Annotated in this window: 16 protein-coding genes and 3 pseudogenes; 8 read left to right on the plus strand and 11 right to left on the minus strand. The window is 70.9% G+C overall.

Annotated elements, in window-relative coordinates:
* Window positions 1–211: 211 nt before the first annotated feature.
* Both ACTWJ9_RS29000 and ACTWJ9_RS29005 read left to right on the plus strand, forming a co-directional pair.
* Complete coding sequence (locus ACTWJ9_RS29000; RefSeq protein ID WP_279338131.1) at window positions 212–1,978, plus strand: sodium:solute symporter family protein; 1,767 nt, start codon at window positions 212–214, stop codon at window positions 1,976–1,978.
* Between the two features lie 57 nt (window positions 1,979–2,035).
* Window positions 2,036–2,164, plus strand: a complete 129-nt coding sequence (locus ACTWJ9_RS29005) for a putative transporter small subunit (RefSeq protein WP_279337221.1) — start codon at window positions 2,036–2,038, stop codon at window positions 2,162–2,164.
* 45 nt (window positions 2,165–2,209) lie between these two features.
* Here ACTWJ9_RS29005 and purB read toward each other — a convergent pair whose 3' ends face one another.
* From purB to ACTWJ9_RS29040, 7 genes and pseudogenes are all read right to left on the minus strand, one after another.
* Window positions 2,210–3,652: an adenylosuccinate lyase gene (gene purB / locus ACTWJ9_RS29010; RefSeq protein WP_384209990.1), complete on the minus strand. Its 1,443-nt coding sequence runs from the start codon at window positions 3,650–3,652 to the stop codon at window positions 2,210–2,212.
* Window positions 3,653–3,785: 133 nt separating this feature from the next.
* The gene (locus tag ACTWJ9_RS29015; protein ID WP_279337223.1) at window positions 3,786–4,562 is read right to left on the minus strand and encodes an SGNH/GDSL hydrolase family protein; all 777 of its coding nucleotides are present in this window, start codon (window positions 4,560–4,562) and stop codon (window positions 3,786–3,788) included.
* A 58-nt stretch (window positions 4,563–4,620) separates the two neighbouring features.
* On the minus strand, window positions 4,621–5,634 hold the full coding sequence (locus ACTWJ9_RS29020) for a hemolysin family protein (RefSeq protein ID WP_279337224.1): 1,014 nt from the start codon (window positions 5,632–5,634) through the stop codon (window positions 4,621–4,623).
* Window positions 5,631–7,085: a hemolysin family protein gene (locus ACTWJ9_RS29025; RefSeq protein ID WP_387036658.1), complete on the minus strand. Its 1,455-nt coding sequence runs from the start codon at window positions 7,083–7,085 to the stop codon at window positions 5,631–5,633. Before ACTWJ9_RS29025 ends, ACTWJ9_RS29020 begins: the two co-directional genes overlap by 4 nt.
* A gap of 150 nt (window positions 7,086–7,235) precedes the next feature.
* Window positions 7,236–7,556, minus strand: a pseudogene (locus tag ACTWJ9_RS29030) (GNAT family N-acetyltransferase); the annotation flags it as partial.
* A gap of 33 nt (window positions 7,557–7,589) precedes the next feature.
* Window positions 7,590–8,009, minus strand: a complete 420-nt coding sequence (locus tag ACTWJ9_RS29035; protein ID WP_279337226.1) for a GNAT family N-acetyltransferase — start codon at window positions 8,007–8,009, stop codon at window positions 7,590–7,592.
* A 159-nt stretch (window positions 8,010–8,168) separates the two neighbouring features.
* The gene (locus tag ACTWJ9_RS29040; protein ID WP_279337227.1) at window positions 8,169–8,702 is read right to left on the minus strand and encodes a nucleoside-triphosphatase; all 534 of its coding nucleotides are present in this window, start codon (window positions 8,700–8,702) and stop codon (window positions 8,169–8,171) included.
* A 1,022-nt stretch (window positions 8,703–9,724) separates the two neighbouring features.
* Between ACTWJ9_RS29040 and ACTWJ9_RS29045 the strand changes: the two genes are divergently transcribed.
* Window positions 9,725–10,372 (plus strand): CBS domain-containing protein, encoded by a 648-nt coding sequence (locus tag ACTWJ9_RS29045; protein WP_279337228.1) that lies wholly within the window; start codon window positions 9,725–9,727, stop codon window positions 10,370–10,372.
* 60 nt (window positions 10,373–10,432) lie between these two features.
* Here ACTWJ9_RS29045 and ACTWJ9_RS29050 read toward each other — a convergent pair whose 3' ends face one another.
* Window positions 10,433–10,819 carry a hypothetical protein gene (locus ACTWJ9_RS29050; protein ID WP_279337229.1) on the minus strand — a complete coding sequence of 129 codons (387 nt, stop codon included), beginning with the start codon at window positions 10,817–10,819 and terminating at the stop codon, window positions 10,433–10,435.
* 308 nt (window positions 10,820–11,127) lie between these two features.
* On the minus strand, window positions 11,128–11,574 hold the full coding sequence (locus ACTWJ9_RS29055) for a DUF1772 domain-containing protein (protein ID WP_279337230.1): 447 nt from the start codon (window positions 11,572–11,574) through the stop codon (window positions 11,128–11,130).
* A 91-nt stretch (window positions 11,575–11,665) separates the two neighbouring features.
* On the opposite strand from ACTWJ9_RS29055, the gene ACTWJ9_RS29060 reads away from it, so the two are divergent.
* The 5 genes and pseudogenes from ACTWJ9_RS29060 to ACTWJ9_RS29080 all read left to right on the plus strand — a co-directional run bounded on the left by ACTWJ9_RS29060 (window position 11,666) and on the right by ACTWJ9_RS29080 (window position 16,125).
* A complete protein-coding gene (locus tag ACTWJ9_RS29060; RefSeq protein WP_279337231.1) occupies window positions 11,666–12,244 on the plus strand; it encodes a TetR/AcrR family transcriptional regulator in 579 nt (192 codons plus the stop codon).
* Window positions 12,245–13,162: 918 nt separating this feature from the next.
* On the plus strand, window positions 13,163–14,119 hold the full coding sequence (locus ACTWJ9_RS29065; RefSeq protein WP_279337232.1) for a zinc-binding dehydrogenase: 957 nt from the start codon (window positions 13,163–13,165) through the stop codon (window positions 14,117–14,119).
* Between the two features lie 154 nt (window positions 14,120–14,273).
* Complete coding sequence (locus ACTWJ9_RS29070) at window positions 14,274–14,468, plus strand: hypothetical protein (RefSeq protein WP_279338174.1); 195 nt, start codon at window positions 14,274–14,276, stop codon at window positions 14,466–14,468.
* A pseudogene (locus ACTWJ9_RS29075) lies at window positions 14,450–14,560 on the plus strand (IS6 family transposase); the annotation flags it as partial. The gene ACTWJ9_RS29070 and the pseudogene ACTWJ9_RS29075, both read left to right, overlap by 19 nt.
* A 665-nt stretch (window positions 14,561–15,225) precedes the next feature.
* Complete coding sequence (locus tag ACTWJ9_RS29080) at window positions 15,226–16,125, plus strand: Ppx/GppA phosphatase family protein (RefSeq protein WP_279337233.1); 900 nt, start codon at window positions 15,226–15,228, stop codon at window positions 16,123–16,125.
* Between the two features lie 141 nt (window positions 16,126–16,266).
* On the opposite strand, the gene ACTWJ9_RS29085 is transcribed toward ACTWJ9_RS29080, so the two are convergent.
* Window positions 16,267–16,788 (minus strand): DUF5958 family protein, encoded by a 522-nt coding sequence (locus ACTWJ9_RS29085; protein WP_279337234.1) that lies wholly within the window; start codon window positions 16,786–16,788, stop codon window positions 16,267–16,269.
* A gap of 135 nt (window positions 16,789–16,923) precedes the next feature.
* Window positions 16,924–17,124, minus strand: a pseudogene (locus tag ACTWJ9_RS29090) (GNAT family N-acetyltransferase); the annotation flags it as partial.
* Window positions 17,125–17,127: the final 3 nt, after the last annotated feature.

Consider the following 17,127-nt stretch of genomic DNA (forward strand, 5'->3'; position numbering starts at 1 on the left):
GTTTCCGCCCTGCGGTTGGTTTGCGGACCCAAAGGGGTCCGCAGTTTTTGTGAGCTCCCCCGGCTCGCGCAATGACGCGCCGAGTGGCGGGGGTGGAGCACATTCTGCGCCCGCGGCGTGCGGATGCGTTCGGCATGCCCCGAGCGAGACCTTCCCTGCCGTCGCCGGCGCCTGGCTCCGCGAGACGAAGGAGGTACGTCTGTTGGACGGCATGGAAACGGCCCAGTTCAGCGCCGTGATTGTCGTTGGCCTGCTGGTCTTCTTCTACGGTGGGACCTTTTTGATCTCGACCCGGATCGGCAAGAAGGAGGAGAACGCCGACGGGTACATGACTGCTGGTAACAACATCGGATTCGGCGTTTCGGCCGCCAGTATGACGGCGACGTGGATCTGGGCGGCCTCGATGTACGCCTCCGCCACCTCGGGTTACACCTACGGCATCTCGGGCCCCATCCACTACGGGCTCTGGGGCGCCCTGATGATCCTTTTCATCTACCCCTTCGGCAAGCGCATCCGCGCCGTCGCCCCCAAGGCGCACACCCTGGCGGAAGTCATGTACGCCCGCCACGGGCGCTCCAGCCAGCTGATGCTCGCGGGCTCCAACGTCGTCGGCAGCCTCATCAGCCTGATGTCCAACTTCATCGCCGGCGGCGTGCTGATCTCTCTCCTGTCGCCGTTCAACTTCATCCAGGGCGTCCTCTGCGTCGCCTCGGGTGTCCTGCTCTACACCCTGTGGTCCGGGTTCCGCGCCTCCGTCATGACCGACTTCGTGCAGGTCGTGGCGATGCTCGGCGCCGTTGCCGTGATCGTTCCGTTCATCTTCTTCGCGGCCGGCTTCCCGGCGGCCTTCGAGACCGGCGCGGCGAACCTGACCCCGCAGCAGGGGAACTTCTTCTCCAGCGAGGCCTTCATGGGGCAGGGCGCCCCCTACATCGCCGCGGTGCTGGCCTACGCGATCGGCAACCAGACCATCGCCCAGCGCCTGTTCGCGGTGCGGGAGAGCCTGATCAAGCCCACCTTCATCACCGCGACCATCGGCTACGGCGGCATGGTGATCGGCGTCGGCATGCTCGGTGTGCTCGCCCTCTACCTGGGCTTCGAGCCGTCCGGCGGCGACATGAACAACCTCATCCCGGAGATGGCCGCCACCTATCTGCCGTCCGCGCTGCTGGCTCTCTTCTTCATCATGATCGTCGGCGCGCTGTCCTCCACCGCCGACTCCGACCTCGCCGCCCTCTCGTCGATCATGATGGCCGACGTCTACGGCCGGGGCGTGGCAGGCAAGGAACGGGCCAACCCGAAGACGATGCTGCTGGTCGGCCGGCTCACCATGGTGGTGGCCACCGCGCTGGCAGTGGCCTTCGCCAGTCTTCAGCTGAGCATCCTCGATCTCCTGGTCTTCGTCGGCGCGCTGTGGGGCGCGCTCGTCTTCCCGGTGCTGGCCAGTTTCTACTGGGAGAAGGTCACCAGCAAGGCGTTCACCACCTCGGTGCTCGCGGCGCTCGCGGTCTTCCTGCCCGTGCGCTTCAGCTGGATCCCCGTGGACGGTGTCTTCGGTTACGTCGTGGACGTGCTCGCGGTCATCGGCATCGGTGTCGTCCTCGGTCTGATGGTGTTCGGCTTCTCGAACCTCAGGGCGGCGAAGATCACCGGTGCGCTGGCCATGGCGGTCTCCGCACCGTTCGCGATCGGATCCCTGCACGAGTACGCGACACTGTGCGGTTCGCTCGTCGCCTACTCGGTGAGCACCGTCATCTGCTGGGCCATGTCGGCGCGCCAGGGAGAGAGCTTCGACTTCTCCGTCATCGCGGAACGCGCCGGCAACTTCGACGACGGGGACGCTGCCGCGGCGACCCCCGACGGGACCGGGGAAGCGCTCGACGGGACCGGGGAAGCGCTCGACGTCCCGAGCCCGCGGCCGGCCGGCACAGACGTACCGGACGGACACGAACCCGAGCCCGCCGCACCCGCCAAGTAGGCCTCAATAAAGGCCCAGTAAGGCCCAGTAAGGCAAAGCGAGACTAAAGGAGGCACAGTGACCGCAGTCCTGAGCATCTACGTCCTGATGTGGCCCGTCGTCGTGGCCGCCACCCTGTTCGTGATCAGCCGTGGATTCTTCCGGGAGTGGGCCGAAGCCCGCCGCAACGGCCACGACCTGGTCTGACCCCGAACGCGCGCGAGCCGGACCTTCAGTCCCGGCCGATACGGTTCAGAGGATCGCCCCGGGGGCGTAACCGGCGGCTTCCGGGTGCTGCTTGACGAGGTCGTCGACACGGCCGACGACGGCGGCGACCTGGGCGCCCGCGGCGCCCGTGAAGGACAGCTTGTCCGCCATCAGCGCGTCGAGCTCGGACCGGTCGAGCGGGAGACGCCCGTCGGCCGCGAGCTTGTCGAGCAGGTCGTTGCGCTCGGCGCCCTGCTCACGCATCGCGAGGGCCGTCGCGACGGCGTTCTCCTTGATCGCCTCGTGTGCGACCTCCCGGCCGACGCCCGCGCGCACCGCGCCCATCAGCACCTTGGTGGTGGCCAGGAACGGCAGGTAGCGGTCCAGCTCCCGGGCGACGACCGCCGGGAACGCGCCGAACTCGTCGAGCACCGTCAGGAACGTCTCCAGCAGACCGTCGAGCGCGAAGAACGCGTCGGGGAGCGCCACCCGGCGCACCACCGAGCAGGACACGTCGCCCTCGTTCCACTGGTCGCCCGCCAGCTCCCCGGTCATCGAGGCGTAGCCGCGCAGGATCACCATCAGGCCGTTGACGCGCTCGCAGGAGCGGGTGTTCATCTTGTGCGGCATGGCGGACGAACCGACCTGGCCCGGCTTGAATCCCTCGGTGACCAGCTCGTGCCCGGCCATCAGCCGGATCGTCTTCGCCAGCGACGACGGCGCCGCCGCCAGCTGCACCAGCGCGGTCACCACCTCGTAGTCCAGCGACCGCGGGTAGACCTGGCCGACCGAGGTGAACACCTCCGCGAAACCCAGGTGACCGGCGGTCCGCCGCTCCAGCTCCTCGAGCTTCGCCGCGTCGCCGCCCAGCAGGTCCAGCATGTCCTGCGCCGTACCGACGGGGCCCTTGACGCCCCGCAGCGGGTAACGGCCCAGCAGCTCCTCCAGCCGGCCGTACGCGACGAGGAGCTCGTCGGCGGCGGTGGCGAACCGCTTGCCGAGGGTGGTGGCCTGCGCCGCCACGTTGTGCGAACGGCCGGCCATGACCAGCTCGCCGTACTCACCGGCCAGCCTGCCGAGCCGGGCCAGCACCGCCACCGTACGGTCGCGCATCAGCTCCAGCGAGAGCCGGATCTGCAACTGCTCGACGTTCTCGGTCAGGTCGCGGGAGGTCATCCCCTTGTGCACGTGCTCGTGCCCGGCGAGGTCGTTGAACTCCTCGATCCGTGCCTTCACGTCGTGCCGGGTGACCTTCTCGCGCTCGGCGACGGAATCCAGGTCGACCTGGTCGAGGACACGCTCGTAGTCGGCGATCGCCGCGTCCGGCACCTCGATGCCGAGGTCCTTCTGGGCCCGCAGCACGGCGAGCCAGAGCTGCCGCTCCAGCCTCACCTTCTGCTCGGGCGACCAGAGCGTGGCGAGCTCGGCGGAGGCGTAACGTCCGGCGAGGACGTTCGGGATACGGGGCTTGGCGGGCGCAGCAGTCACGTGTACGGAGTCTACTGGCGATTCGTGCAGGTCGGCGCCGCGGGGTGGTGCGGAGGAAGCTACGAGACGGACCCCGGGGAACGGCGAGCGCCCCCGATGTCCCGGTGCCCTCGGCCCGTCGGCGCCCTCGGTGTCACCGGTCGGCGTACGGCAGCAGTTCGGGGCGCTTCGGCGGCAGGCCGTCGCCCGAGGAGCGGCCGGTGAGGCGGCGGCCGATCCACGGAAGCAGGTGCTGCCGTGCGAACCGGGCGTCCGCCGCCCGGCGCGCCGGCCAGCTCGGCGGCAGCGTGGCCTCCGGGGGCAGCTGCCACTCGGGGTCCTCGGGCGGATACCCCAGCGTCTGCCACACCGCCTCGGCGACCCGGCGGTGCCCGTCGGCGGTCAGATGCAGCCGGTCCACGTCCCACAGCCGCTGGTCGCCGAGCGAGGGCGCCCCGTACAGGTCGACGACCAGGGCGCCGTGCCGTTCGGCGAGCTCGTCGACGCAGGCGAACAGCGCCTCCATACGGGGGCGGAAACGCTCCTGCACGGGCCCCTGGCGGGCCGGGCTGCGCATCAGCACCAGCTGCCCGCAGTGCGGGGCCAGCCGCTCCACCGCCTCGGTCAGCAGATCCCGTACCAGGACCATGTCGCACTTGGGCCGCAGGGTGTCGTTGAGCCCGCCGACCAGGGTGATCACGTCGGCCCGCATGGCCGCCGCCGTGTCCACCTGCTCCTCGACGATCTGCCGGATCAGCTTGCCGCGCACCGCGAGGTTGGCGTACCGGAACCCGGGGGTGACGGCCGCCATCCGCGCGGCGAGGACATCGGCCCAGCCCCGGTACGTGCCGTCGGGCAGCAGGTCCGACATGCCCTCGGTGAAGGAGTCGCCGACCGCGACCAGGCTGGTGTGAGTGGGGTTCGTCTGCATGGCGACAGAGATGATATCCCGTGCACATACCCGCCGGTCGGTCGGTTCCCCGTCCCGCTCAGGCCCGCTGCCCGAACAGCTCCTGCAGTACGTCCTCCATCGTCACCAGCCCGGCCAGCCGTCCGTCCGCCCCGAGGACGGCCGCCAGATGCGTACGGCTGCCCCGCATGGCGGTGAGGACGTCGTCCATCGTCGTGTTCTCCCGCACCCGGGCGATGGGGCGCATGTCCCGCAGCAGGAACGGCATGTCGCGCGGTGAGGCGTCCAGGGCGTCCTTCACGTGCAGATAGCCGACGATCCGCCGCCCTTCGTCCACCACCGGGAAACGGGAGTACCCGGACTGCGCCGACAGCTCCTCCAGACCCTCCGGGGTGACGCCCACGCGTGCGTAGACCACGCTCTCCAGCGGCAGCACCACGTCCCGCACCGGCCGGCGGCCCAGCTCCAGCGCGTCGTTCAGACGCTCCTGCGCGCGGTCGTCGATCAGGCCCGCCTCGCCGGAGTCCTTCACCATCTGCGCCAGCTCCGCGTCGGAGAAGGACGCCACGACCTCGTCGCGCACCTCGACCCGCAGCAGCCTCAGCAGCGTGTTGGCGAAGGCGTTGATCGTGAAGATCACCGGGCGCAGCCCCCGGGACAGCGCCACCAGCGGCGGACCCAGCACCAGCGCACTGCGCACGGGCTCCGCGAGCGCGATGTTCTTCGGCACCATCTCGCCGAGCAGCATGTGCAGATACGTCGCGAGCGCCAGAGCGATCACGAAGGACACCGCGTGACCCGCGCCCGGTGGCACGCCCACCGCGTGGAACACCGGCTCCAGCAGATGTGCGATGGCGGGTTCGGCCACCACGCCGAGGACCAGGGTGCACAGCGTGATGCCGAGCTGCGCCGCCGCCATCAGCGCGGACACGTGCTCGAGACCCCACAGCACGCTCCTGGCACGCCGCTCGCCCTGTTCGGCGTACGGCTCGATCTGGCTGCGGCGCACCGAGATCAGCGCGAACTCGGCGCCCACGAAGAAGGCGTTGACGACCAGCGTCGCCAGACCGATCAGCAGCTGTACGACCGTCATCGCCGTGCCCCCTTCTCGTGCGCCGTGCCGTTCGACCGGCCGCTCACCCGGCTGGCCGGCGCGCCGGCAGCCTTCCTGCCGGCCTTGCCGGCCTTGCTGTCCTTGCCGTCCTCACCGTCCGCCCTCCCGTCCGGCGGGCGCGGGCCGGCGAGTGGCGCGTGCAGCAGGACGCGCGCCGCGCGGCGGCCGCTCGCGTCCAGGACCTCCATCCGCCAGCCGGCGACCTCGAGGGTGTCGCCGGCGGCGGGGATCCGGCCCAGCTCGGTGGCGACCAGCCCGGCCAGGGTCTCGTACGGCCCGTCCGGCACGCGCAGGCCGACCCGCGCGAGCTGGTCCACGCGCGCGGAGCCGTCGGCCGAGAACAGGGCGTGGCCCTCCTCGTCCGAACCGGTCCGGGCCAGGTCGGGAGTCTCGTGCGGATCGTGCTCGTCGCGGACCTCGCCGACGACCTCCTCGACGATGTCCTCCAGGGTGGCCACGCCCGCCGTGCCGCCGTACTCGTCGATCACCACGGCCATGGTGCGTCCCTCGGAGAGCCGGTCCAGCAGCCGGTCGACGGTGAGCGACTCCGGGACCAGCAGCGGCTCGCGCATCATCTCCGACACGGGAACCCGGGCCCGGCGCTCGGCCGGCACCGTCAGCACGTCCTTGACGTGCGCGGTCCCGACCACCGAGTCGAGGGTGCCGCGGTACACCGGGAACCGGGACAGCCCGGTCGCCCGGGTCGCGTTCGCCACGTCCTCGCAGGTCGCCTGGACCTCCAGCGCGACGACCTGCACGCGCGGGGTCATCACGTTCTCCGCGCTGAGGTCGGCGAGATTCAGGGTGCGGACGAACAGCTCCGCGGTGTCGGCCTCCAGCGCACCCAGCTTGGCGGAGTGCCGGGCGAGAGCCGCCAGCTCCTGGGGGCCGCGCGCGGACGCCAGCTCCTCGGCGGGCTCCACCCCGAAGCGGCGCACGATGCGGTTGGCCGTGTTGTTGAGGTGCGTGATGAAGGGGCGGAAGGCGGCGCTGAACCAGCGCTGCGCGTTGCCCACGTTCTTGGCGACGGCCAGCGGCGACGAGATCGCCCAGTTCTTGGGCACCAGTTCGCCGACCACCATCAGGAAGACGGTCGACAGGGCCGTGCCGAGCACCAGGGCCAGGGAGCTCGCCACCGAGGCGGGTATGCCGATGTCCCGCAGCGGGCCGGAGATCAGTGCGGCGATCGACGGTTCGGAGAGCATGCCGACCACCAGGTTGGTGACCGTGATGCCGAGCTGCGCCCCGGAGAGCTGGAAGGTCAGGTTCCGTACGGCCTTGAGCGCGCCGGCGGCGCCCCGTTCGCCGCGCTGGACCGCCCGCTCCAGCTCCGCCCGCTCGACCGTGGTGAGGGAGAACTCGGCCGCGACGAAAGCGCCGCAGGCGAGGGAGAGCAGGATCGCGACCAGGAGAAGGAGCACTTCCGTCATCGGGCCGCTCCCGTCCCGTGGCCGGATGGGAAGTGGACTATCGCGCGACGTCGCGTACGGCTCTGTCGGGGACCGCGATGTCGCGTACTACTGGGAGGCTCGCCCATGGGCGGACGCACACAACCTTTCATGGAAAACCGAGTGACCCTCCTAGCGTAAAGGGTCAGCAAAGGTGTCCCGCGGGGGTCGCCCGATGTCCGCCGCCGTGCCCGGCCCCTGCCTCCGGCCGTCCCCCTGGAGGGGCATGACCCAGCGCCGCCGGCGCTCCTCCGGCGCGTGCCCGGCGGCGTCCCACGCGCGGTGGGCGGTCTCGTTGAGCCGCAGCACCATCGCGTCCGCGCGGTGCCCGCAGAGCCGCGCGAACCGTTCCTCGGCGGCGGCCGGCAGCGCGGACCCTGTGCCCTGCCTGCGGTGGCCCGGGTGCACCGCGAACCGGTACGGATGGCAGCGCCAGCCGTCGCATCTCGGTTGCTCACGGACACCGCCGAGCGCTGCCCGTGCTGCCTACAGGGGCTTGACCCAGCGTCGCCAGTGGTCCTCGCGGTGGTAGCCGGCCGCGGCCCAGGTGTGGTGGGCCTGTGCGTTGGCTTCCAGGACCATGGCGTCGACGCGTCGCCCGCCGAGGGTGGCGAAGCGTTGTCCGGCGGCTTCCAGCAGGGCGGTGGCGATGCCCTGCCGGCGGTGGGCGGGGTGTACGGCCAGTCGATAGGCGGAGCAGCGCCATCCGTCGAAGCCGGCTATGACGGTTCCGGTGAGCAGACCGTCACGTTCTGCGAGGAGCAGGGCTTCGGGGTCTCGTGTGATGAGGCGGGCGACTCCGTCGTGGTCGTCGCTGATGCTCGTTCCTTCCGCGGCGTCGCGCCAGAACCGCAGCACGGTGTCGATGTCCGAGAGGGTGGCGTGGCGGATGTGAAGATCGCTCATGGGGTGAGCCAAGCAGAGCGCCGGTCTGTCCGGCGAACGGTTTCCGTGCCTCCTTCCGACGACCGGTGTGGTCCTTTCCCGGTGCGCACGTCTGATACGACGGGTGAGACCGGCCCGAGCGACTCGGGTGGAGCCACGGCTGTGTCCGGGTGACGGTCGTCACGGCCCCTCGAGCCGGGCTGCCAGATCCTCGGGCAGGGCGTCCCGACCGGCACGGGTCACTTGGACGAGCGTGATGTCAGGGCGCTGCTTCAGGGCGTCGGTGAACGGGTCACTGTGGGCGTGGACCGTGGCGAGGATGTCGATGTCGGACTCGAACAGGCACCGGACCGTGTCCCGGAACGCGGTGCACGCCAGCTCCATACGCCCGAGCTCGTCGATGAGCACGAGATCTCCAGGAGCAGGATCCGCTGCAGCCGACCTGAGCGGCGGCAGCGCGAGCCGCTCCATGACGCCCAGATCGACGCCGTACCGGCCCACCCGCGGTGGACCCGGGAAGTCGACATGGGCCAGTACGGCTCGCAGACCGCCCTCCAGTGTCTCCAGCGCGAAACCGCTCCGGGTACCGCCGTGCCGTATCTCCTCCGTGGTGAAGCCGACAGCCCCACGGGTGCGCAGGAGCGCGGCCAATCGGCGGACAATGGTCGTTTTGCCCGAGCCGGGGCGTCCCTCGAGCAGGATTCTTGTCGGCATCTCGTGCTCCATGTGGCCCTCGTACCGGTGGGCTCCCGTATTCGACTGTCGCCAGTTCCTCGTAGGGTCCAGCCTGTCGGTGACTGTGTGTGGTCTCCTGCGGCGTATCGGGCCCAGTGCCCTTCGGCCTGGTCGGCGAGTCGGGTCGTGGTGACGTGGTGCTCATATCGTTCCCCTGATCGGCCACCTCACCTCGCCGCGCCGTGAGGATGAGCACCAGGGCCACCACGCGGACGAGGGAGCGTCACAGGCGAAGTGGACGTGTGAGGCATGCGGGCGCCCCGTGGCGCAGGCCGAGGGGATGACGACGGCTTCGGCGGTGCGGACCCACGCCCGGCAGGCGAGGCACGACGAAGCGAGTGTGCGGCGTGTGATGCCCTACAGAGAGGGGGCGGCATGTTCGCGTCCGCGTCGTGTTCCTGCATCCTGGCGAACGCCTCCGCGTTCACGGTTATCGCCGGTCACGTATCGGGCTGGGCGTTGGTCGCGAGCATCGTGTCCCTGGTCGTGGCGGCGGTGCTGTAGGTGCGGCACCCTATTGCGCCGGGGGGAACGGACGCAGTGCAGCGTCGGCATCCTGCTGGCGGCTATGTCCACCGGAAGGCAGCTCAGGCGCAACACACGCGGCCCGTCATCCTCAACGCTGCGGTGGCGCGCTCCCCGTGGTGGCTGGTACGGCGGCGACGTCAGTGATGGCGGCGGCGACTGATGACCAGCCTTGACTGGTGAGGTCGCATGTCGAGGGGCGCGTGTGCGCGGCTGAAGCCCGCAGCTCAATGACGCTGAGTGAGCGGTCAGGGGGCGACCTGATCATCCCCGTCGCCAAGCGCAAGGGCCGGGCGCCCGGCGTCGCCGGCATCCACCGCGCACTCGGCCGCACTCCTGGCGGTGGGACCGTCGGCCTCCCCGTCAGGCCGAACGCCACTGGTCGCCGGAGCGGCGCGGTGCTGTCATGGGGAGGGAGGACGGCGTGGACGAGCCGGCAAGGGCGCGGCCGCCCCGTCGCACAGCGGAGGAGGCCGATGCCCATGCTGTACCGCCGCACGGTCGGTGACGTGATGACCGAGGAGGTCGTCACCCTCCGCCCCACCACACCACTCCAGGAGGTCGCCGCCCTGCTGGACGCGAACGACATCGTCGCGGCCCCGGTCGTCGACGAGGACGGCGCCCTCGTCGGCGTCGTGTCCGCGTCCGACGTGCTGCGGCACGAGACCGGCATGCCCGATCCGCAGGGGCAGGACGGGACCGACGAGCGCTCCTGGGGCAAGGCCCGGGCCCGGACCGCGGGCGCGCTCATGAGCAGCCCCGTCTTCACCGCCCGCGCCGACTGGACGATGCCCCGGGCCGCGCGGGAACTCCGCAGGCGGCACGTCAAGCAGCTGCCGGTGGTCGACGACGACGGGCTCCTCACCGGCATCGTCACCCGCAGCGACCTGCTCGACGCCTTCATCCGCTCCGACGTCGAGATCCGCGGCGAGGTCGAGCAGGACGTCCTGGAGCGCATCCTCGGCCTGGACGAGAGCACCGTCGCGGTCGAGGTCCGGGACGGGGTCGTCACCCTTCGGGGACACGTCCCAAAACCGTGGCTCGTTCCGGTGGTAGTGGGCCTCTGCCAGGGCGTCGACGGTGTCGCCGCCGTGGACGCCCACCTCGCCGCCGGGGCGGACTGAACGGCTCGGTCCGCGATTGAGGTCGTGGCGTGCCGGCCCGGCGGTTCGGCTGCTGGTTGATCAGCGGGCCGTCTGCCGGGCGAGTACCAGTTCGGTGCTCGGCTTGCGGCGAGTCGCCCGGCGGGCGGAGCGGTCCGAGACCAGTGAGGCGATCGCCCGGTGGGTTTCGGCGTAGTCCCCGCGCCGGCCGGTACAGCGCTGGAGCGGGCGCCACTGCCGCAGTTCGGCGTGGACGTTCTCGGCACAGACACGGGCGGAGGACTGCCGATGGCGCATCTCCCGCCAGGCACACGGCGCGCCGAGCGGCGCGTCCTCCTGCGGCTTCTCCGGTGAGGCGCTGACCTGCCAGGGGAACTCGTCGGCCAGGCCCCGGCAGCCCTCGTCGGCCTCGGCTCCCGTCCTCGGGCGGAGCCGGAACTGCTCGGCGATGCCCCCGGTGCGCAGCACAGCGGATCCGAGCCCTCGGCTCTGCCGGTGCGGAGCGAGGCAGAAGTGCTCCAGCCACTGCCTGCCTCCGGCGGGCCGGACCGTGACGCAACCTGCGCGTTCACCTGCGTGCCTCGGTGATCTGCGGCAAAGACCTCACCCGCACCAGACCCGAGAGCTGCGCAGGTCATCGAGGGGCGTGGCTTGTCGGGATCGCCAGGTGTGGGCTCCCAGCGGCAGCTGCATTCCCGGATGGCGGGATTTCGGCGGCCCGCTGCCGCCCGGGGAGCGGGGATGGTGCGCCACCTGCGCGGTGTCGGCCCGCGGGCTCAGGTGAGGGCGGCGACCAGCAGGACGAAGGCGGTGATGATGACGGCGACGCGGACGTGGTGGAGGCGGTCCCAGCGGTCCTTCTGCTGCTTCCAGTCGGCGGGCCGGCTGTCGGGGGTCCACGTCTTGCCCCGGTTGTTGATCGGGACGAGCAGCAGGACCGACATGATCACGCTGAGGATCAGCAGCGCGCCGGCGGTGACGACGAGGCCGGTGCCGTGGTACTGCCGTCCGGCGATGGCCCAGCCCGCGACGAGGACGAGCGAGGTGATGTACCAGACCGGCATCACGGCGCCGAGCATCCGGGCCCCGTGGGCGCGGCCGAGTACGCCGCTGTCCTCCGGGAGGGCGTTGAGGATCGGGTTGATGACGAAGGCGACGGAGGTTTCCACCCCCACCATCACGCCGACGACCACGGTGGTGACGACCTGGAGTGCGTTGAGCATGGTGACCCCTCCTGGGATCTAGCGTTGCTAGATGATGAGGCAACGCTAGTTCTGTCGCTGCTCGATTGTCTAGCGGTGCTAGGGTCGAATCATGTCGGTACAGGAACGCAAGGAGCGCGAACGGGCGGACCGCGAGCGCCTCATCGTGGCGACGGCCCGCGAACTCGCCGAGCAACAGGGCTGGGACGCGGTCACCACCCGCCGGCTCGCCGAGCGGATCGAGTACAGCCAGCCCGTCCTCTACAGTCACTTCCGCGGCAAGCGCGAGATCATCGGCGCCGTCGCCCTCGAGGGCGCCGCCGAGATGGCCGCAGCGCTGCGGGCCGCGGCCTCCGCCGCGGACGGCCCGTGCGCCCGGGTCACCGCCCTCGCCCGCGCCTACCTCGACTTCGCCGCACGCAGCCCGGCGGTCTACGACGCCATGTTCCAGCTCGACGGCGGCCTGGCGTTCGCGAACGAGGACACCCCGGAGCCTCTGCAGGACGCCTTCGCCGCCCTGCTGGAGAGCCTCGGAGAGGTCGCCGGCGACGGCGTCCACCCGGCGCTGTTCACCGAGGTGTTCTGGGCGGCCCTGCACGGGCTGGCGACCCTGACCCGGGCGGGGCGGCTGCCGCCGGAGGACATCGAGCGGAGGACGGAGCTGCTGGTGGACCGGCTCGCCGTGCTCTGACGCACCGTCCCGGCGGGCACACGGCAGGGGCCCTCGGGCCTCGCTGCCTGCCTGCGGCATCGCCTCCGGTCACTCGCGCCCACACGGCGCAGCCGCCGACCCCCGCCCGCCCGCACCGACCCCGCCCGACAGGGCGATCTCCCCGACTCCCCTCACCGCCCCGGCCCGGGGACGTGCGCGATGTCGGCGAGGGCCGGGGAGAGGCCTCCCGGGGCCGGGGTCGTCTCCGCGTGCGCGGGGAGCGGCCGACGGCGGACCGGGCCGGGTCCAGGTGGCCGCCGGTGCGTGCCGGCCGCCCCTGCCGCCGGGACGGGCTGCCGTTCCGTCTCGACCGGCGGCGGTTTCTCCCTGTCCGTCGATGCGGTTGAACTCTGCCGCGCGAAGGCCGCGGAAGGCCGGATTATTTCCCTCCGGGCGAGGCGACAGCGGTGAAATAGCCCACGTAACGGGAAGTTCATCTTTCAACAATGTCCAGGTAGTTTCTGTAATGGGCCCACCACCTCGGTGGCAGCCGCAGCGGGCACTGTGCTCGCCGCGGGCGGTACCGCCTCGGCATCGCCCCACTCCGACGCGCAGCGCGTCGTCACCGTCTCCTGCGCCACGGACAACGGCCGGCACGGCCGTGACCGTGATCGGGACCGCGGGGACGATCGCCGCTGACGGCGGGGGCCGGAACCACCGGTCCGCTGCCCAGCCGCACACACGCACCATCCGCATGGCTCATGTCCGACAACGACGTCGCGTATGAGCGACCGCGGCCGAGACACGGGCACCCGCACCGGGCCCGCCAAAAGAACCGTCCGGAGAGAGCCTCCATCGAGCGCCGTCCGGATCGGGAGACAAGAGAAAGCCCATCCAGCCCGGACGGCGTCATCTGGCGTCGTCCCCCGACGCACGTAGGCAAGGACACACGACACCATGAAATCTTGGCGCTTCCACGGAACCGACCAGCCGCTCACCCTGGAGGAGGTGGCAGCGCCGCACGCGGGACCGGGCGAGGTCGTCGTCGACGTCAAGGCCGCGGGTCTCTGCCACTCCGATGTCAGCGCGATGGACGACGCGGGCTGGATGTCGATGTTCCCGCGGATTCCGATGACGCTCGGGCACGAGAACGCCGGCGTGATCAGCGAGGTCGGCGAGGGCATGAACCACTGGAAGATCGGCGACCGCGTCGGTCTCTCGCCGATGATGCCGGACGGCGACGCCATCGGCTACGGCGCCTGGGACGGCGGCTACGGACCCAAGGTGCGCGCGACCGACGCGAATCTAGTGCGACTGCCGGACGAGGTGTCGTTCGAGCTGGGCGCGATGGCGACCGACGCGGGCCTCACCTCGTACCACGCCATGGTCACACTCGGCGGAGCGAAGAAGGGCATGCGGGTCGGTGTGATCGGCCTCGGCGGCCTCGGCTACATCGGCGCCCGCACCGCCGTCCTCAAGGGAGCGGAAGTGTACGCGGCCGACGTGAACCCGGCCACCCGGGAGCTCGCCGCCGAGGTCGGCCTGGCGGGCGTCGCCGAGTCGATCACCGAGTTCGCGGACAAGAACCTCGAGCTCATCGTGGACTACGCGGGCTTCGGCACCACCACCGCCGAGGCACTCGAGACACTCGGCGAATTCGGCACACTGGTGCAGGTCGGCATGGGCCGCCTCGAGTCCACGATCAGCACCGGCGCGATCATTCTGAAGCAGCTGCGGGTCCTCGGCTCCAAGTCGGGCACGAAGCGGGATCTCGAGGAGCTCTACGACCTCATGCGGTCGGGCGACCTCAACCCGCCGCTGAACCGCATCACGCCGGACCGGATCCCCGAGGGGCTGGAGCGCCTCCGCAAGGGCGGGGTCGTCGGCCGCATCATCGCCATGTACGAGGACTGAGCCGGCAGGCAGGCAAAAGTCTGCAGTGGCCCCGGACCGAAGCCGTTCGGGGCCACCCTGCCCGGCGAACGCGACCTGTGGGGCTCGTGAAGTCATCGCTGCAGGTGGGAGCACGCGTGCACAACCCCTCGGCGGTGGCCGGGACGCGGCACCAGTGATCGTCTCGCTGCTGTACCGGGCCACCCGGGCACTGCTGTGCGTGCCTGTGGTCCTGCTGCGCCGGGACACGGCCGAGGACGCCGAACCGCTGGTGCCGCGGCACGAGAACGCGGTGCCGCGACGGCCGGCCCGCCGGTCCGGTCCGCCCCGAGCCCGCGGACCGGTTCTGGCCGGCCGCGCCGTCACCTGATGACCGCCACCGACTACCGCGCCGAGATGACCATCTGCTTCGCGATCTGGGATCAGGTCACCGGCGTCGCCGGCCTGCCCGCCGTAGCCTGAGCCGCTGTCACCGCCGAAGCCGAAACGCGCCGAACCGGCTCACACCCTCGGGCATTCGCTCAACCTGACAACGCCAACGCCGCTGCACTCGCAGTCCGGAAAGACGACCGCGTCGGAGTTGAACGCCGGGAGTGAGCTGCGGCGGGATGTCGTGTACCGGCACACCGATCTCATCCGGGAGCTTCAAGCCCGAGCCGAGGCCCAGGACTCCACTCCGACTGCGATGCAGGAACTCGCCGATGAGAACCGGCAACTCAGGTCCGAGGCCGACGATGTGACGGTCGAGCTCCGTCAGGAGCAGGCGAGGTAGCAAGACCACGCGCATGATCATTGCTGAGTTCTCCCTCGAACTGGAACCGGCGCTGCCAGGGCCATCGAGGGAAAGGGCCACGGTGGGCGAAACCGTACGGTTCGAGGATCCGGGACCTCCGTGCGCATTCGGCGTGAGCGCGCCCACGGCTCCACCGCTGCGGGCCGGGGCGGAGGGTGCACGGGTGGTGACGGTATGCTCACGAGGCGGGCCGGAATCCCGTCGGGTCATCGTCCGGGCTGCCGGAAGGTCGGAGAAGGGGCCGGTCCGGTCGGGTGTGGGGCCAGGGGGAGGCGATGGGATGCGGCAGGCCGGTGTGCTCGATGTCGGGTGCCACAGTGCTCTACTGACGGTGGTGCGTCGGCGCCCGGGGACGGTGCTGGAGCCGGTGTTCTCCCGCAAGGTGCGGTTGAGACTGCACGAGACCCTCGACCGCAAGGGGCGGCTGGACAAGGCCGGCATGAAGAGCGTCGAGCGGGCAGTGGCCGAGGCCGTCGCCGCCGACCCGCGTCCGTGCGGACCGGAGGTGTTCGCGTTCGCGACCTCCGTCATCCGGGACGCGCCCAATCGCGACGAGATCATCGCGCGTGTGGCACGCACCACCGGCACCCGCCTGCGCGTGCTGAGCGGCGTCGAGGAGGCGCGGCTGGCCTACGTGGCCGCCCGCCAGTGGGCAGGACCGACGGCCGGGCAGCTGCTGGTCCTGGACATCGGCGGCGGCACCGTGGAGATCGCCTCCGGCACCGGAGACCAGCCCCGCGTCGTCCACTCGCTGCCCCTGGGTGCTCGCAGGATCACCCGGGACTGGCTTCCCGGCGGCACCGCGCCGTCCCAACGCCGCCTGGCCGAGATCCGGCAGCACCTTCATCGGTCCCTGGAAGCCGTGCCCGGTCTGCCGCAGGCCGAACCCGATGGGCGGGTGCTGGCCTGTTCCAAGACCTTCGAACAGCTCGCCCGGCTCGCCGCCGCCCAGGGCAAGGCACCGCGAGCCGGACGGCGGCTGGCGCTACCCCAGCTGCGCACGTCAGTCTCCCTGCTGGCCGATGCGGGACCGGCCCGCCGTGCCAAGCTGCCGGGCATCTCCCGGCACCGCGCCGAGCAGTCCCTGGCCGGAGCCCTGATCGCACAGGCCCTCATGGAAGCCTGCGGGGCCAGGAGCGTCGAGATCTGCCCGTGGTCCACCCGGGAAGGGCTGTTGCTCGAACGCCTCGGCCCACCCCACATCACGGCCGACCGGTCCCGCCTGGCCGGCTGAGCCCGAGGGACGTCGAAAGCGTCGACATCCGCACCATGAGGGTGGCCACCGTGAACGGGCATGAGTCACAGGGGATCCAGTTCCCCGCTCGCGAGCCCCCGACGATATGAGCGCGACTCAGATCCGATGCCGCAACCGGACTCACCCTGACGACATCACGCCCACAAACTCAGTGGCGGGCCCGCCATGGACATGGGACTGCTGACCGAGTCGCTCCCAAGTTCCCGGGAGCGCACTCGATGCCTTCAGGGGTGCTGTGCTGGGTTGTCGGACGACGGACAGCCTGTGCCACCAGTGACCGCAGCCGCCGGAGCAGAAGCGCTCGCGGCGCCGCGCGTCGGCAATCGTGAGCACCGCGATCAGCAGCCTGAACGCCTTGCGGCGTTCGTCGAGGGGCGCGAGAGAGGCGATCTTTCCCAGTTGCTCGTCGATCCGGCCTCGTGAGATCAGCACCGCGGGCGTATGCGTCGGGCGCAGCCCGGCACGGCGGATGCTCTCCGGTGCGTCCTCGGCGACGGCGCGCGCCTGGACGCAGTGATGGCGCAGGAACAGCAGCACCTCGGACTGCTCTTCCCGGCCGAGGCCGTCGAACCATTCGATGCCCTCCGGCACCGGGCGCAGCCCCTGCGCGAGTTCGTTGAGCAGGACGTCGCGTTCGTCCATGACTGCCTCCCGTGAGACAGACGCCGCCCCGCAGCGGTGATCTCCGCTCGTGAACAGCCTCCGCTCGAAGTACAGCAACCGTACCTTCCGCTCCGGCCCGCCCCGTCGTGGAGCAGCTGGAAGGTGCCGCCTTCACCCGTCGTAGCCCGCGATCACGGTGCCGACCGGCTCCGCGTCCTTCTCGGCGAGGAACAGCGCCTCGGGATCGCGTGCGACCAGCCGCTCCACGCCGGCCCGGTCGTCACTGATGCTCGTGCCTTCGGCGGCGACCTTCCAGAAGGCCAGTAAGGTGTCCGGGTCCTCGGGCGTCGCGGCCCGTATGCGCAGCCCGGTCATGGG

The organism is Streptomyces sp. GDS52 (assembly GCF_052246875.1).
Classification (GTDB): Bacteria; Actinomycetota; Actinomycetes; order Streptomycetales; family Streptomycetaceae; genus Streptomyces; species Streptomyces cathayae.

Excerpts from the sequence above, each read along its gene's own strand:
- ACTWJ9_RS29000 (WP_279338131.1), top strand. The coding sequence starts at position 212 with ATGGAAACGGCCCAGTTCAGCGCCGTGATTGTCGTTGGCCTGCTGGTC.
- ACTWJ9_RS29015 (WP_279337223.1), bottom strand. The coding sequence starts at position 4,562 with ATGCAGACGAACCCCACTCACACCAGCCTGGTCGCGGTCGGCGACTCC.
- ACTWJ9_RS29020 (WP_279337224.1), bottom strand. The coding sequence starts at position 5,634 with ATGACGGTCGTACAGCTGCTGATCGGTCTGGCGACGCTGGTCGTCAAC.
- ACTWJ9_RS29025 (WP_387036658.1), bottom strand. The coding sequence starts at position 7,085 with ATGACGGAAGTGCTCCTTCTCCTGGTCGCGATCCTGCTCTCCCTCGCC.
- ACTWJ9_RS29035 (WP_279337226.1), bottom strand. The coding sequence starts at position 8,009 with ATGAGCGATCTTCACATCCGCCACGCCACCCTCTCGGACATCGACACC.
- ACTWJ9_RS29040 (WP_279337227.1), bottom strand. The coding sequence starts at position 8,702 with ATGCCGACAAGAATCCTGCTCGAGGGACGCCCCGGCTCGGGCAAAACG.
- ACTWJ9_RS29045 (WP_279337228.1), top strand. The coding sequence starts at position 9,725 with ATGCCCATGCTGTACCGCCGCACGGTCGGTGACGTGATGACCGAGGAG.
- ACTWJ9_RS29055 (WP_279337230.1), bottom strand. The coding sequence starts at position 11,574 with ATGCTCAACGCACTCCAGGTCGTCACCACCGTGGTCGTCGGCGTGATG.
- ACTWJ9_RS29060 (WP_279337231.1), top strand. The coding sequence starts at position 11,666 with ATGTCGGTACAGGAACGCAAGGAGCGCGAACGGGCGGACCGCGAGCGC.
- ACTWJ9_RS29065 (WP_279337232.1), top strand. The coding sequence starts at position 13,163 with ATGAAATCTTGGCGCTTCCACGGAACCGACCAGCCGCTCACCCTGGAG.
- ACTWJ9_RS29085 (WP_279337234.1), bottom strand. The coding sequence starts at position 16,788 with ATGGACGAACGCGACGTCCTGCTCAACGAACTCGCGCAGGGGCTGCGC.